A 16,074-nucleotide genomic window follows, 5' to 3' on the forward strand; every position below is an offset into this window, starting at 1 on the left:
AGATTAACATGCTTGGAAAAGCCTTATGAGCAAAACAACTCAAGAAAATCCAGCAGTGGAAAATTCTGCTACGGAAACTGTGTCAAATACATCAAAAAGTACATCTCGTAGAACTAAAAGTACTGGCACAACAACCCAATCAGTAAATAACACGACTAAGCCGACTCGCACTCGTGCTGCGTCAACTCGTAGTAAAAGCCCCGCTTCTTCTACAAATGCTTCAAAACCAAAAACTCAAACTGCTGTTCAACAGGATCAAACCATGAGTCAAAACACTGTTCGCCGCGTGGCTATTATCGGTGGTAACCGTATTCCTTTCGCTCGCTCAAATGGCGCATATTTCACCGCTTCGAATACAGATATGTTCACAGCAGCGTTAAACGGTCTTGTTGAACGTTTTAATCTTCAAGGTCAACGCCTTGGTGAAGTGGTTGCTGGTGCGGTACTTAAACACAGCCGTGACTTTAACATGACCCGTGAATGTGTACTAAACACTGCACTTGCACCAGAAACACCTGCTTACGATATTCAGCAAGCATGTGGCACTGGCTTACAAGCAGCTTTCTTAGTTGCCAACAAAATCGCACTGGGCCAAATTGAAGTGGGTGTGGCTGGTGGTGTCGATACGACGTCTGATGCACCAATTGCGTTTGGTGATGGTTTACGTAAAGCATTGCTTGAACTCAACATTGCAAAAACGGGTAAAGACCGTTTAAAAGCTTTAACTAAAATCAACCTAAAAGACTTGATGGATGCGCCAAAAAATGGTGAGCCACGCACAGGTCTTTCTATGGGTGATCACCAAGCTATTACTGCGCTTGAATGGGGTATTGCACGTGAAGCACAAGACGAACTTGCTGCATCTTCACACCAAAAAATGGCTGCGGCTTACGAAGAAGGTTTCTTCGATGACCTCATCACACCATTCTTAGGTTTAGAGCGTGACAACAACTTACGTGCTGACTCTACGGTTGAAAAACTTGCTAAGCTCAAACCAGCTTTTGGTAAAGGCGATGCGCGTACCATGACTGCGGGTAACTCAACCCCACTTACAGATGGCGCGTCTTGTGTGCTTTTAGCATCAGAAGAATGGGCAAAAGTAAACGGTCACGAAGTGCTTGCTTACTTAACCTTCCAAGAAACGGCTGCTGTTGATTTCGTTGAGAAAAAAGAAGGCCTATTGATGGCACCTGCTTATGCAGTTCCACGTATGCTTGAACGTGCTGGCATTAAGCTTCAAGACTTCGACTACTACGAAATTCATGAAGCATTTGCATCGCAAGTTCTTTCAACGTTGAAAGCTTGGGAAGATCCAAAATTCTGTAAAGACCGTTTAGGTTTAGATGCTCCACTCGGTTCAATTGACCGCACTAAACTCAACGTAAAAGGTTCTTCACTTGCAGCAGGTCACCCATTTGCTGCAACTGGTGGTCGTATCATTGCTACTGCTGCGAAGCTGATCAACCAAAAAGGTTCAGGTCGCGTACTGGTTTCAATTTGTGCTGCTGGCGGCCAAGGTGTAACAGCGATTATTGAAAAATAATTAACTGTTTTCACTTTTGAAAAAAAGACCCTTGAAAGTTGTACTTCCAAGGGTCTTTGCATTTTTATAGATGAAATAAAAATTATGGTTAGAAAAAGCATTCCTAAATGCTTTTTCGCTGATTAGATTAAAAACGATAACCTACGCCAAGGTAAGTAATTAAAGGATCGATATCGATTTTAGTAGAAGAATGAATTAAACGATTTCCTGTATTCCTATCTATAACATCGATCGTAGTTTTATTATTTAATTTTGAATATGAAACAGATGCCACGCCGTACCAATTAGAAGTTATGTCATATGTTGCGCCAAGACTTACGATTGGAGCAAAGGCATCTTCAGATTTTACTTTTACATAATGCTACCAAAATGTGCATACATGATGCCTAAGCCAACATATGGGCGGAATTTATTTATCCCAGACTTACCAAACTGATATTGTGCTTCAAATGCAGGAGTCCAAGCACGGACTGTCGCAACTTTAGACTTACTTCCTAAATTTGTAATTGGAATATCTTGTGCTACTTGTGCTAAAGGCAAATCAAGACCTATACCTGTATGGCCTATACCTGACATAGGCGCTAATATTTCTCCTTTTCCTTTAATATCGACTTTTGGCGATATTCCTCCAATCAGCTGTAATGAAACATTATCATTTACATAATAATTCATCATTAAACCGAGCGTATCTGCATCTTGAACTTCAAGGCCGCTCCCCCCAGCTGTCCATTGCTCTAAACCGTATAAGTCTGCACTACCTGACAAAGCATCTTTTAAATAGACCTCATCTGTGCCATTCACATTTTTTAACTCAAAGAACTGGCTCAATTCAGGTTCGTTCGGATTTTCTTTATACATATCTCCAAGCATATTAAGAATACTTTTCATAGCATCTGCATTTACATCCGAAGGATCAATTGAATTAACAACAGCATTCAATGAGACCGATCCAATATTTGCATTCCTACCATTTGCAATTGGAGTCGAAATATTAAATGGATTGGTCTTTCCTTGAGGCATAGCATGTAACCACCCCGCAGAAACAGAAAACCGTTTAAAACTTCCACCTGTAGCTGAAAAGCCTGACTGTGTAACACTCAGTAAAGCTATAGATACAACTAAAGCGCCTATTTTCATCGTCTAACTCCTTGTACGATATATTTTTTATTAAGTTTTATAAAAACACTTCTTTGTTTTTATATTTAGAAGTTATGTAATAAATGGAGTTATTTGTATGATCAAATTGTGATCAATTTTCATCTTTTGTTAAAATATAAAGTATTTAATATCAATAAAGGCCTTACTTTATCAGATAAGGCCTTTATGACTAATTAATGGATTTTTTAATTAATTAGATCTCTTGCGAAAGTAAAAACCACCTCAATATAAATTTCATGAGATATCAGAAATTAAATCGTTTTTCAGATTCTGAATTCAAACGCTTGGTTGGCGTACCTCGACAAGTTTTTACTGAAATGGTAGAGGTTTTAGAAAAAGCAGAATCACTCAAAAAGAAATCAGGTCGTCCTCATACTTTAGATATAGAGGATCAGTTGTTATTAACTCTCAATTACTTACGGAACTACAGCACTCAACTGGAATTAGCGGCAAATTACCATATCGCTGAAAGTAATGTGAATCGAACCATTAAAAAGGTTGAAGATGCATTGATGAAATCAAGACGTTTTACTCTGCCAAAACGAAGCATTACCACAGCAGACGAACACTTTAACTGGGTCATTATTGATGCGACAGAATGTTCAATAGAACGTCCGAAAAAAAAATCAGAGTAAGTTCTACAGTGGTAAAAAGAAGAAACATACGCTAAAAGCACAAGTGATCTATCATCCGAACAGCAAACAAATCATAGGGCTAGATATATCGAATGGCAGTCAGCATGATATTAAATTGGCAAGAAAAACGGTTAAGAAATTCAAACATTGTGAATATGTTATGACCGATTTAGGGTACTACGGATTAGAGCAAGATGGCTTTAAATTATTGATGCCAATAAAGAAAAAGAAGAATTTACCCTTATTTGATGTTGAGAAAAGGTACAATAAAATGATTGGAAAAATACGAGTTGTGATCGAACACATTAATAGTCAATTGAAAACATTTAGAATATTAAGTGAACGCTATCGAAATAGACGGAAAAGATTCGGTTTACGCATTAACTTAATTGCTGCACTCGTAAACCGGATAAACTTGCAATAATGACTTTCGCAAGAGATCTATTATTAATGATATTTTGGTTTGTAGCCTAACTGTTCTTCTAGGCAGTCATAACACCACTGGAAAATAAAGGTATAAACCAAAATACACATGGTTAAACTAAAGTCGAGCACGATAGCTTGCCAAATACTCATTTGCATTGCATATGCCACCATTGGGATGGTTGCAAGCATCAAACCACCTTCAAAACCAATCGCGTGAAGAACACGCACGCCGATGGTTCTTTTTAGCTTTCTTTTCGCTTCAAACTTTTCAAAAAAATGGTTAAACACCATATTCCATATGACCGAAGTGACAGCCATGGCAATACCGAGTACACCGGTGACTTCTAAAGGCATATGGAATATGAAACTTAAGGCAACAGCAATGATCACCAATAGGATGATTTCATAGCTGAGCGCATGAATAATCCTTCTTTTGGAAATCAACATTTTTAATTACTCTTTCATGATTGGATGTTGGCTATTTTATTTTTATAATATTGATTAATCGAGTTAGGTTCTTTCAATAAAACTGAAAGATGGAAAATTATGAATATCAATCAAGAGCAACTGATTATTTTTAAAACTGTGATTGAGTCAGGCTCATTTTCAGCTGCTGCACGCAAGTTAGGGAAAGTACCATCGGCCGTGAGTATGTCAATTGCTAACTTGGAAATAGACTTAAATTTACAACTCTTTTTACGTGAAGGACGTGAGCCCACAGCAACTGCGCAAGCCCTGACCTTGTATGAAAAGACCGAGCAACTGTTGACCGAAATGAATCAATGGAAACAGCATGCCTATGCCCTAAGCCACGGTTTGGAGTCCTCGCTCAACATTGTAGTGGTATCTGAGCTTCTACATATGCAATGGATCGACTACATCGCAATATTAGAAGCCGAATTTCCCAGTCTACAAATCAATATTTTTTCTGCACCTCAAGAAGATGCGCAGAAAATGTTACTCAACGGCACAGCACAACTGGCGCTGATGTTTGAACGTGAGCAACTGGAAAGCAGCGAACAGTTTGTAGAATTAAAACTCGAAACTTTAGTTCCCGTCGCCAATAAAGATTTTATTCTGGCGCAATTTCCACAAGTCAGCTTTGAACAAATTCAACATAGCCGTCAAATCGTGGTTGCCAGTCGCGATAAAAGCATTAAGCCAGAATTGCTATATTCCAAACAGTATTGGCGGACAGACAACCATCACTCAGCTTGCGCCTTAATCATGCAAAACTTTGGTTGGGGTGTTTTACCCTTAGAAATGTTGAATGAAAATCCGCAGCTCAAAAAGCAGCTCAAAATATTAGATCTGCTAGATTTCACACCGAAGTTTGAATATTTTGTGGACTTGGTCTGGAGTCGTGAAAGTGAATTGGGCGCGGCTGCGCGTTTTTTAATCCAATACATCCGAAATCAGCGTAAAAAAGTATAATAACTGCTGTTAAAACGTCCGAATCTACTTGGGTTAAAAGCAGTTTGTGTTATAAATATTTTACGGGTAATAACTTTAAGAACTAACGATCAATGACACAAACAGCATTAAACCAATTAAAAAGCTTAACCACCATTGTTGCCGACAGTAGCGATTTAGCGGCGATTAACCAATTTCGCCCGCTCGATGCAACCACCAATCCATCTCTAATTACAGCAGCTGCAAGTCAACCTGAAAATAAAGAGTTGATTGAAGATGCTTTCGCTCAAGCCAAAGCTGAAGGCTTTGAAGATGACTTACTTATTGAACGCACAATCGACATTCTTACCGTCAAATTTGGTGTTGAAATTCTCAAATTGATTGAGGGTCGTGTTTCCACAGAAGTAGATGCAGCGCTGTCTTATGATACCAATGCCACCATCGAAAAAGCCAAAGAGCTGCTGGCGCTATATAAAAACTACGGCGTAGATCAAGATCGTATTTTAATTAAAATCGCTTCGACATGGGCAGGTATTCAAGCAGCGAAAGTGCTAGAAGCTGAAGGCATTCGTACCAACTTAACGCTTTTGTTTGGTGTGCATCAAGCACATGCTTGTGCGGAAGCGAATGTCACTTTAATTTCACCTTTTGTTGGGCGTATTTTAGATTGGTACAAAAAGGCCGAAGGCGTGGACAGTTATCCCGTTGAAAAAGACCCTGGCGTACTTTCTGTGAAGCAAATTTACCAGTTCTATAAAGCACATGGGGTTAAAACAGAAATTATGGGCGCAAGCTTCCGTAGTATTGACCAAGTGTTGGGACTAGCTGGCTGTGACCTGCTGACTGTTGCACCTAATTTATTGGCTGCACTTGAACAAGACACGCGTGAAGTCAAAGCACAACTGTCTGCAAGTGATATTGCTTCAACGGCTGCGCCACTTAACTCGCTTAGTGAAACTGAATTTAGAGATCAAATTGAACATGATCTCATGGCAACACAACTGCTACAAGGGGGGATTGATGGATTTATTAAAGCCCGTCAACAGCTGAACACACTGTTACGTCAGTCTTTTGGTTTAGATGAAGAAATTTCAGCTTAACTTGATTTTTCTACTTTTAAAAGCCGATTTTGTTATCATGCAACATCGGCTTTTTTATTGAGAATACGTTGTGTTTGGTATTATCGACATCGGTACTTATATCATCGGTACAATTCTAATTGTGATTTTGCCAGGCCCAAATTCTCTTTATGTGATGTCCATTGCCTCACGATTTGGTATTAAGACAGGTTACTGGGGTGCATTAGGTGTTTTCACAGGCGATTTGATCCTCATTCTATGTACCGTGCTGGGTGCAGCATCTCTTTTACATGCTTTTCCTTGGCTGTTTATTTTATTAAAAATTGTAGGCGCACTTTATCTGTCATATTTAGGTATAAAGCTCTTGATTGCAGGAGTCAAAACCTGGAACTCTAGCCCACAACAGCTTGCAGCAAGTACAGATCAGAGTACGTTGCAAACCTTACATCCTTTTCGTTCAGCGCTGACCATTAGCCTTTTAAACCCAAAAGCTATTTTGTTTTATCTGTCTTTTTTTGTTCAGTTTGTCGACCCAAATTATGCTTACCCAGCACTGAGCTTTGCCTTACTTTCCATTATTCTACAAATCATCAGTATGGCCTATCTTAGTATCCTGATTTTTTCAGGTATTAAGCTGGCGAGCTATTTCAATCGTCAGTTTAAAGTTGCAGCCGTTGCGGTGGCGACCGTCGGTCTGCTGTTTTGTGGCTTCGGCTTAAAACTGGCACTTTCTACACTGTAATTTTCGTGAATAATCTCATTATTTTCGATAAAAAATCCATAGTGTGCTGTTTTATTTTTCAAGAACCAGCGTATGATCCTCGAACAATAGTAATTTTCACTCATTCAGATTATGTTTTGATCTTCATGCAAAAATTATTTCAAGATTTCTCAGTTCCAGCTGTATTCGCAGGTTTTATTACCTTCCTCATTGGCATTAGTGTGTCTTCAGTCTTGGTCATTCAATCCGCACAAGTCTTAGATGCAAATACCGCGCAAATCAACTCATGGTTTTGGGCTTTAGGTCTGGGTATTGGTTTGAGTGGCCTGCTTTTATCTTGGAAACTTAAATATCCTGTATCGACCTCATGGTCTACAGCGGCACTGGCCTTAATTATTGCGACAGGCAGTGGTTATAGTTTACATGAAGCAATTGGCGCATTTTTGGTCTGTGGTTTAGTTACTGCCATTTTGGGCTTTTTCGGTATCTTTGAAAAAGTACTGACGTATATCCCGCAAAGCCTAACCAGTGCCATGCTGGCAGGTGTGTTATTGAAGTTTGGTATTTCATTGTTCGCCAGTATGCAAGACCATTGGGGTTTTATTTTATCCATGCTGGCGGCTTATATTGTTTCTAAGCGACTTACCCCACGTTATTGCATTGTCATTACAGTCATTGCAGGCTTATTACTCTGTCCGTTGTTCTTAGACTTCCATACTGCTCAAATCACATGGAGCCTAGCGCAACCTGTTTGGATGGCACCTGAGTTCAGCATGTCCGCTCTTTTAGGTTTAGCGCTGCCTTTGTTTGTGATCAATATGGCATCGCAATACTTACCGGGTATTGCCATGATTAAAAGCTATGGCTATAACCCACATGTCAATCAACTGATTGGTTGGACGGGTACCGCTCAAGCCTTACTCGCACCTTTTGGCTGTTATAGTGTCAATACCGCAGCAATTAGTGCAGCCGTCAGTTTAGATGAACAAGTTCACCCTGATCCATCAAAACGTTATATTGCGGGCATGAGCTGCGGTTTCTTCTACATCTTAATGGGACTATTCGCAGCCACCCTGACCAGTCTTTTGCTGTCTTTCCCTGCGATTTTTATTACAGCCTTGGCTGGTATTGCTTTGTTTGGCACGATTAGTCATAACATCGCGATTGCATTTGAAGCGGTATCAGACCGTGAAGCTGCCCTCATGACGTTCTTATTCAGCGCATCTGGGGTACAGTTCTTTGGCATTGGTTCTGCCTTTTGGGGACTACTCTTTGGTTTTGCAGTTATGCTTATATTTAAGTTAAGGGCCAAAAAAGTTTAAGCCTTCATATAAAAAGCATCCATCGATGGGTGCTTTTTTATTTCGCAGATTCAAATCCCAAGTGCGACACATTTGTAGTTAGTTGAAAAAGTTAGGTGTATTCGTAGAATCATTGGACTTTTTCAACTCGCAATTGGAAAGCACACAATGAAGAAATACACCCAACTTTCTCAAGATGAAAGATACGAAATTTATGCTACTTTGAAAAGTAAAAGTTCAATCGCTACCCTTGCTCGGGAGTTAGGGCGTTCACGATCAACCATCTACCGTGAATTAAAAAGAAATACTGGACAACGTGGATATAGAGCTCAACAGGCAGCTAAATTTGCAAGTCAAAGACGGTACCGTCCTTCATCACCCATGACAGCGTTTGCCTTCGCTTATATTGATTATTTGATTGGCTTGGACTGGTCACCAGAACAAATTTCAGGTGCTTTAACACAACGCTGTTGGCTGGATGTACCTTCACATGAGTGGATTTACCAGTACATTTATCAAGATAAATCAAAAGGCGGTAAACTCCATCTACACTTAAGGCATCAGAAGAAATATCGAAAACGAGGTTACAAAAACACGGATCGTAGGGGTCAAATCATTGATAAAACAAGTATTCATTGCCGAGACCAGGTCATTGATCAACGACAACGTTTAGGAGATTTCGAAGGTGACACGGTGATTGGTAAACATCATAAAGGTGCTTTATTAACTCTCGTTGATCGAAAGAGCCTGTACGTACATATTGTTCATTTAGGGTCAACGAGAGCATCCTCTCAAACGATTACTTGTGCATTAGATCGTTTACAGATGAGCCATGCTTATAGTGTGACATTTGATAATGGCAAGGAATTTTCCGAACACAAAAGAATTACTGATGCTGGCATAGATACGTATTTTGCTGATCCTTACAAGTCTATTCAGCGAGCTAGAAATGAAAATACGAATGGTTTAATCCGGCAATATCTGCCAAAATCGTCATCGTTTGATGACGTGTCAAACGAACAAATAGAGCAGATAGAATTTGCACTCAACCATCGTCCTAGAAAAACACTAGGTTGGCATACACCGAGTGAAGTTATGGCTGGTTTTTATACTGTTGCACTTGCCGCTTGAATCCGCCTTTTTAAATATTGCTAACTTGAAAAATTAATGCTGATAACTTCGTTGAATCAATTCTTGCTTAAGTTGCATGGTCTCAGACAAATTTTCCACCTCGGTAAATGCTGTGAGCCAAATGCCATCTGCAGCATAGCGCAAAATTTTAAGCTCCAAATCATTGTCTGTATCCTGATGTCGCGCTAAACGTTTTTCTAGCCACTCAATCCAATACTCATTAAAGGTCCGATCCGTCAGCATAATCATCGAAATAGCTGACCAAGAATGCTCCAAGCCTAGCACCTGCTTTTCCAAAGTAATCTCGATATAGGCTCGGGTAAAGCAACCATAACAATCACGGTCTTGGCTAATCAACTCATCAATAACACGATCTAATTGTTCAAGCTGTTCCACAACCATCGCTTCAAGTAGCTTTTGTTTGTTTGGAAAATGATGAAAAACACAACCCTTACTCACACCAACCAAATCAGCCACTGCTTGTATGGAGACCCCAATCACGCCTTTTTCAGCAGCCAAACAGATCGCATGTTGTAGGATACTTTGGCGAACCTGTTCTGGTGCCTTTTTACGTGGACTTGCTTGTTGCATCGAACTTAATGCCCTGTTGAATTTGAAAATAAGTTAATCACAACTACACCAGAAACAATCAGTGCAATACCGATCATTGCTGCGAAACCTAGACTTTGTCGGAAAACAAAGTAACCAATCAGAGCGGTTAAAACAATACCAACACCCGCCCAAATCGCATAAGCGATACCCAATGGAATCACTTTAATCACTTGAGACAATAAATAAAATGCCAACGAAAATAAAACCACCACCGCCAGTGAAGGCAATAGCTTGGTAAAACCTTCCGACTTTACCAAAAAAGTCGAACCAATTACTTCAGAAATAATTGCCATCGCCAGCAAAGCATAAGCCATTAATATAGGATTCATCAGGAACTCAATAATAAACATACCGAACGGTCGGTATGTTTTTAAAATAGCAAAAACTAAACAAGGCTTTCTGCATACTTTTTTATTTTGTTTCAGTCGGCCTTGGGGTTTGCTTTATAAAATCAATGGTTCGATCAAAGGTGATCTGACTCGCTTGTTTGCTCATCATGAACTGATATTCATGCACCAAAAACTCCTTAGAGTCTGGATAAAAAGCCTCCGTGACTGCAACCTGATGCTGCTTCAACACCTCGACGAAAGGTAAAGACTGGCTCTTGGTTAAAAAGTCTTTATTTCCCCCACTGATAAAGACAGGTGGATACTGTGGCGTAATATGCTCACTGGTTGAAATTGACTTTAAAAAAGCTGCATCCTCTTTACGCTCTCCTGTATACGCTTGAACCAAGTTATAAACGCCCCATTCAATGAGCCTGAGTTCCTCAGGAGCGGTGTTCACAAAGCGATATAAGTCATAAATACCACAATGCAAAATTAGCCCTTTAAGCTGTTTCGGCTGAATGCTCGGCTTAAAATTGGATGCTTGAGCAAATGCGGGATTCGTCAAAAGTGCAGCATAATGACTGGCAATATTGGCTCCAGCAGAGTCTCCTGCTAAATACAGTTGGTTCGGGTTAATATGATACTGAGCAGCATTCAATTGTAAGAAATTCAGTGCATGATCGACTTGCTGTAACTGAGTGGGATAAATAGCCTCAGGTGCAAACTGATACTCTACCGAGACCACGTTAAAGCCTTGATTAGCTAGAAGTTTGAAATAACCTCGCGCATGCTCTTTTGACCCCGAAACCCACCCGCCGCCATGAATCCAAACCACCGTGGGCACTGTGTTTAATTGTTCAATATTTTGGGGTTGATAGATATCAACATTCAGCTCAGGGCTAGCTTGATATGGAATATTATTATGTACGATGACATCGGGAGGCGCAAAGCGATCTAGCATTTTCATTTGAATAGTGGTTGCTGTATTGAATGTTCCCGCAATCAGTTTGGTATTCTTTTCTACACTTTGACACGCACTCAATAGCACAATCATGAAAGCAGTAATAAGTACTTTTATTATTGATTGAAAAATCATACTGTTCGGCCCCACCCTTTTTTCAAATGATTCTAATACAATCTCTATCACATCGCATGATTAAACAGGTCTCATTTCAGCCTCATTTAAACACTAGAAGCACCTTTTAAAGAATATTGCTTTAAATCTGAAACTTGAGTTTTTCACTCAAGATTTTGGACACGTAAATCGGCTTTTTTTTGAATTATTTTCTTTAAATTTCATGAATTTTCAATTTTTAGCCCGATCAAAATTGAACATTTAATGGCAGTGTGTTATCAATAAATTAAGAACTAAATCTTATACAAAAAGGAGTCCCTCTGATGGCTTACCAACATATTTTAGTCCCTGTTGACGGTTCACAAATTTCTTTTTCTGCGGTTAAACAAGCGGCTGAAATTGCCAAAGTTTTTGGCAGTCAACTCACATTGATTAGCTTAGTTGCTGAAGACCCTCTCAAAGATGCTGATTTTTACTATACTTCTCCAATCATGAAAGACTATTTCATACAAGCCTATAACAATGCTGAGAAAGCCCTTCAGGATGCAGTTCAAATTGCACAAGAACAAGGTGTGACAGCTCAGTCTAAAATCATCAAAGGTGAAGTCTCTGAAGATGCTGTGGTCGAAGCGGCTGCTTCACTAAAAAATGACTTGATTGTGATGGGTTCACATGGCCGTAAAGGCTTTCAAAAATTCCTATTAGGCAGCTTTGCTCAAGATGTTCTCAAGTCTACTGAGCTCCCAGTTCTCATTGTTAAAGCTTAATCAACCATAACGCGTCTTTATGTGAGCTGATTTCGCATGTACTGCAAAATGATCCGCAAAAAGACGTACCCTTAAGGAGAAAATAATGAGCTACAAACACATTTTGGTTGCCGTCGATGAATCCCCGATGTCTTATGCTGCTGTTGAACAAGCACTTGAGTTGGCCAAAGATTTAAAGAGTCGTGTGACACTCATGAGCGTGATTGCAGTCGATCCATTTGTCGGAGTCGACTTCTATAAAGTTGCACCAGCCATCACTGACTATTTCCTACATGCTGAAAAAGTCGCTCAAGATCGTTTAGCCGAAGTAAAGCTCTCATTTGACCGTGATGAAATTGAGGTGGATATCAAAGTGATCCGCGGCATCTCTCCTTCTGAAGGTATTATTCATGTGGCCGATGAAGTCGGTGCAGACCTGATTTTGATGGGCTCACATGGCCGTACAGGCTTTAAAAAGATGATGTTAGGTAGTGTGGCGCAAAATGTTCTCACACAGTCTCCGATACCTGTGCTGATCGTAAAAGTTTAAGTATTGTTTTAAACAAAAAAGACTGCCGAAGCAGTCTTTTTTTGTTTAGCAGAACTCGTTCACTTCATTAGCTTTTACTAATCTGCTGATGCAAATTTTGCAAATAATGCTCTGCTGCCGACTGTTGCATAAAAGTTTTTTGAAATAACCCCGAAGCCTGATGGTTATGCGGGCTATACTCAACATTGACTTGAAATGTTCCCAATTCAGCACTTTTCGCAATACGAATAGCAATAATATGAACGGTATTTAAATAAAACCCATCTTCAATTTTAACTAACATATCTGTTTACACTCTACATGTTTGTCTGCCCAATAGCCTGTATACAGAAGCCGAAAAAAATACAGAATATTGAGCTAATCATCTGTTATGCCATAACATTATACCCATAAAATGCGATTCATTTCACACTATTCACATAAATGTTCATTATTTAGAAAAATACCAATGTGAGCTCTTCATGCCGTAATTCTTCAGTTTGCATAAAAAAAGCCAGTCTACTGACTGGCTTTTTTTATGCATAGATCAGTTAAATACTTAACATACCACTCAAAGTCTCACTGACATTTTTAGATTTCACTTGTGGTTTTAACCCCTCAAGCTTTGCTTTCACTTCGCTACGCTGTGGCTCTGCCAATGTGTACCAACGTGACAAAACCTGAAGTAAACGAGAGCCAACAATTGGGTTTTTCTCATCTAAATATTTTGCCAGTCCAATGAAATGATCCACACCAAAACTCCATGTGTTCACTGGGTTTGCATTTAAGCCACCACTCACAGAACGAATACGGTTCGGCACGCCCAAATCATAATCGACATGAGAAGTGAGGTATTGAATGGTTTCCGTCGTAGCACAAGGATGTGCCGCTTGAAGTGTGAACCACTGATCTAGTGACAAAGCCTCATCTTTAAAACGTTGATAAAAATCATGTAAAGCAGCTTCTGCTTGCGGTGCATCGTTCCACACCAAGACACGTAATGCGCCTAAACGTTCAGACATATTGCCTGTGGCTTCATATTGCTGATATGCCAGTTCAAAAGCGGTTTCATCACCTTGACGTGCCATCATGCTGAGCATGATGTTTTTTAGCGCACGGACTCCCATGGCTTGTGAGAACTCTTTTTGCAAATCTGGGTCTAAAGCCAAATAAGTGTCTTTACAGAACTCACCTAACTCACGTGCCAGTTTGTCAATTAAAGCATTACGCTGTTCTTGAATCTTCGCTGGTTCGTAGTCGGTGTCAATGCGGCTACCCAAATAACCTTCGCTTGGTACATCAAATAAACGTGATGCCAAGAGTGGATCTTGTTCAACAAGATCTGGCAGCGTGTTTTTAATGGCTTGAATATAAATATGCGCATCATGACCATTGAGTAAAATACGCTCAAGCAGTGTTTGCGTTGCTTGCCATTGGTTAAAACCATTTGTTTCGTATTGAATCAGGAACGCCAACTCTTCATCGGTATAGTTAAATTCTAAGTTGACGGGCGCAGAAAAATTACGCAGTAATGACACGACAGGTTTCGTGCTTAAACCGCTAAACACAATGCTGGCTTGGTCTTGGTCAAAAAGATATACACCGTCTTTGACTGCATTTTCAAATAAACTGTCTGAGTTTAAAACCAATTGCTCACCTGTTGCAGCATCGAACAGTGCTAAAGCGACAGGAATTGGAACAGCTTTTAGGTTCGGATACTTAGGATGTGCTTTTAAACTTTGCTTAAAGTTTAAGGTATAAGTTTGTGCAGCAGCATCATAATGCCCCTCAGCTTCCAATTTTGGTGTACCCGGTTGGTTATACCATGTTAAGAAGTTGGATAAATCTACGCCTGAACCTGCGGTTAAAGCAGCTACCCAGTCTTCAACGGTCACAGCTTGACCATCATGGCGTTCAAAGTATTCATCAGTTCCTTTACGGAATTTTTCTTTGCCTAATAAGGTTGCCATCATGCGGTTAATTTCCGCACCTTTTTCATAGACCGTTGCAGTATAGAAGTTATTGATTTCCACAAAGTGGTCTGGACGCGGCGGATGAGACAATGGGCCTGAATCTTCTGGGAACTGATGTGCTTTGAGTACCGCAACGTCGTCAATACGTTGAACCGCAGCAGACTGTAAATCTTCTGAGAAAGATTGATCACGGAAAACCGTTAAGCCTTCTTTTAAACACAATTGGAACCAATCACGGCAAGTAATGCGGTTACCTGTCCAGTTATGGAAGTATTCATGAGCAATGACCGACTGTACACGCATGATCGCGGCATCTGTCGTGTATTCTTCATCCGCCAAAACACATGACGTATTAAAGATGTTTAGACCTTTATTTTCCATCGCCCCCATGTTGAAAGCACTGGTAGCCACAATCATATAGTTGTCTAAATCATAGGGACGACCATAGTGTTCTTCATCCCAACGCATTGAATGCTTTAAGGCTTCCATTGCAATATGACATTTCGGAATATCTTTTTCTTCGGCATAAATTTCTAAAGCTACATCACGGCCTTCCGAGGTCACATAACAGTCTTTTAAAACAGCCAAATCACCAATCACACAAGCAAACAAATACGCTGGTTTTTTGGTTGGATCTTGCCAAATGGTATAGTGACGACCTTCGCCTGCCTCGCCCGCTTCAATCAAGTTACCATTGGCAAGGAGCACTGGATATTTTTTATCGGCTTCTACACGTGTGGTGAAAACTGAAAGGACATCAGGACGGTCTGGGTAAAAGGTAATTTTACGGAATCCTTCAGGCTCATTTTGGGTAACAAACAAATCTGATGCGGCTTGGTATAAGCCTTCCAGTTGTGTATTTGACTCAGGATGAATGATCACCGATGTCTCAAGTTTGATCTGATTTGGTGCATTACGAATCACCAACTGCTCTGCATCAAGCGCATATTGCTCTTGGCTAAGTTGCTGACCATTCAGGACTACACTTTTCAACTCTAAATCACGACCGAGTAAAACCAAATCACCCTCAGTTTGGCGCGTCAGCTCCAGCACAGCATCAACTTGGCTATGCTCATCATAGACCTGAATATCGAGGTGAATGCTATCTACTAAAAAAGATGGTTTTTGGTAGTCTTTTAAATAGACGGTTTGATCTGCTTCAATAATTGGATTTGCCGCAATATTCATGTCATGTCCTAATGCTATTGGTCTACAGCTTTATATTGTGTATGTTTTGATCATACGACAAGTTTGCCGTACTGTCTGTGTATGTTGAATGATATTTATATGGGCACGTTGAACAGGCTTTTCAATTCTATTGTTCTTATCCCGCGCATATGACTGCACCAAGTGAATAATAAACAAACAACTCCTCACATCGTGCCGTGCTTGTCTAGCAATAT

General features: G+C 40.0%; 15 protein-coding genes and 1 pseudogene. 9 read left to right on the plus strand and 7 right to left on the minus strand.

Features of this window, described 5'->3' with window-relative positions:
• Positions 1-25: 25 nt before the first annotated feature.
• Positions 26-1,543: an acetyl-CoA C-acetyltransferase gene (locus AC4CU3_RS00620; protein ID WP_490737907.1), complete on the plus strand. Its 1,518-nt coding sequence runs from the start codon at positions 26-28 to the stop codon at positions 1,541-1,543.
• A gap of 127 nt (positions 1,544-1,670) precedes the next feature.
• Here the strand turns inward: AC4CU3_RS00620 and AC4CU3_RS00625 are convergent.
• A pseudogene (locus AC4CU3_RS00625) lies at positions 1,671-2,680 on the minus strand (OmpW/AlkL family protein).
• Between the two features lie 257 nt (positions 2,681-2,937).
• Here AC4CU3_RS00625 and AC4CU3_RS00630 point away from each other — a divergent pair.
• Positions 2,938-3,760 (plus strand): IS5 family transposase gene (locus AC4CU3_RS00630; protein ID WP_087554504.1). Its coding sequence is split into 2 segments (ribosomal slippage): positions 2,938-3,318 and positions 3,320-3,760, totalling 822 coding nucleotides; the frame shifts between segments, so codons are not numbered across the junction.
• Positions 3,761-3,783: 23 nt separating this feature from the next.
• On the opposite strand, the gene aceI is transcribed toward AC4CU3_RS00630, so the two are convergent.
• Complete coding sequence (gene aceI / locus AC4CU3_RS00635) at positions 3,784-4,209, minus strand: chlorhexidine efflux PACE transporter AceI (protein ID WP_004696918.1); 426 nt, start codon at positions 4,207-4,209, stop codon at positions 3,784-3,786.
• Between the two features lie 99 nt (positions 4,210-4,308).
• Between aceI and aceR the strand changes: the two genes are divergently transcribed.
• From aceR to AC4CU3_RS00660, 5 genes are all read left to right on the plus strand, one after another.
• Positions 4,309-5,196, plus strand: coding sequence for an HTH-type transcriptional regulator AceR (aceR, locus tag AC4CU3_RS00640; RefSeq protein WP_325086943.1), 888 nt, complete (start codon positions 4,309-4,311; stop codon positions 5,194-5,196).
• Positions 5,197-5,288: 92 nt separating this feature from the next.
• Positions 5,289-6,275: a transaldolase gene (tal, locus tag AC4CU3_RS00645; protein ID WP_279678203.1), complete on the plus strand. Its 987-nt coding sequence runs from the start codon at positions 5,289-5,291 to the stop codon at positions 6,273-6,275.
• Between the two features lie 70 nt (positions 6,276-6,345).
• Positions 6,346-6,996: a leucine efflux protein LeuE gene (gene leuE, locus AC4CU3_RS00650; protein ID WP_004696909.1), complete on the plus strand. Its 651-nt coding sequence runs from the start codon at positions 6,346-6,348 to the stop codon at positions 6,994-6,996.
• Positions 6,997-7,121: 125 nt separating this feature from the next.
• Positions 7,122-8,297 (plus strand): benzoate/H(+) symporter BenE family transporter, encoded by a 1,176-nt coding sequence (locus AC4CU3_RS00655; RefSeq protein ID WP_336000878.1) that lies wholly within the window; start codon positions 7,122-7,124, stop codon positions 8,295-8,297.
• 147 nt (positions 8,298-8,444) lie between these two features.
• Positions 8,445-9,407: an IS30 family transposase gene (locus tag AC4CU3_RS00660; protein WP_005401265.1), complete on the plus strand. Its 963-nt coding sequence runs from the start codon at positions 8,445-8,447 to the stop codon at positions 9,405-9,407.
• Positions 9,408-9,440: 33 nt separating this feature from the next.
• Here AC4CU3_RS00660 and AC4CU3_RS00665 read toward each other — a convergent pair whose 3' ends face one another.
• The 3 genes from AC4CU3_RS00665 to AC4CU3_RS00675 all read right to left on the minus strand — a co-directional run bounded on the left by AC4CU3_RS00665 (position 9,441) and on the right by AC4CU3_RS00675 (position 11,444).
• Positions 9,441-9,998: a TetR/AcrR family transcriptional regulator gene (locus AC4CU3_RS00665; protein ID WP_490737908.1), complete on the minus strand. Its 558-nt coding sequence runs from the start codon at positions 9,996-9,998 to the stop codon at positions 9,441-9,443.
• A 5-nt stretch (positions 9,999-10,003) separates the two neighbouring features.
• Positions 10,004-10,348, minus strand: coding sequence for a DMT family transporter (locus tag AC4CU3_RS00670; protein ID WP_490737909.1), 345 nt, complete (start codon positions 10,346-10,348; stop codon positions 10,004-10,006).
• Positions 10,349-10,430: 82 nt separating this feature from the next.
• Positions 10,431-11,444: an alpha/beta hydrolase gene (locus tag AC4CU3_RS00675; RefSeq protein WP_490737910.1), complete on the minus strand. Its 1,014-nt coding sequence runs from the start codon at positions 11,442-11,444 to the stop codon at positions 10,431-10,433.
• A gap of 302 nt (positions 11,445-11,746) precedes the next feature.
• On the opposite strand from AC4CU3_RS00675, the gene AC4CU3_RS00680 reads away from it, so the two are divergent.
• Complete coding sequence (locus AC4CU3_RS00680) at positions 11,747-12,190, plus strand: universal stress protein (RefSeq protein ID WP_004696902.1); 444 nt, start codon at positions 11,747-11,749, stop codon at positions 12,188-12,190.
• An 85-nt stretch (positions 12,191-12,275) separates the two neighbouring features.
• Complete coding sequence (locus AC4CU3_RS00685; protein ID WP_078425036.1) at positions 12,276-12,719, plus strand: universal stress protein; 444 nt, start codon at positions 12,276-12,278, stop codon at positions 12,717-12,719.
• Positions 12,720-12,786: 67 nt separating this feature from the next.
• Here the strand turns inward: AC4CU3_RS00685 and AC4CU3_RS00690 are convergent, their stop codons facing one another.
• Together AC4CU3_RS00690 and pepN are read right to left on the minus strand one after the other, a co-directional pair.
• Positions 12,787-13,002 (minus strand): hypothetical protein, encoded by a 216-nt coding sequence (locus tag AC4CU3_RS00690; RefSeq protein ID WP_004696898.1) that lies wholly within the window; start codon positions 13,000-13,002, stop codon positions 12,787-12,789.
• A gap of 247 nt (positions 13,003-13,249) precedes the next feature.
• Positions 13,250-15,859, minus strand: a complete 2,610-nt coding sequence (pepN, locus tag AC4CU3_RS00695; RefSeq protein WP_078425035.1) for an aminopeptidase N — start codon at positions 15,857-15,859, stop codon at positions 13,250-13,252.
• Positions 15,860-16,074: the final 215 nt, after the last annotated feature.

The sequence above is a fragment of the Acinetobacter sp. 802_lipA genome, from assembly GCF_058242885.1.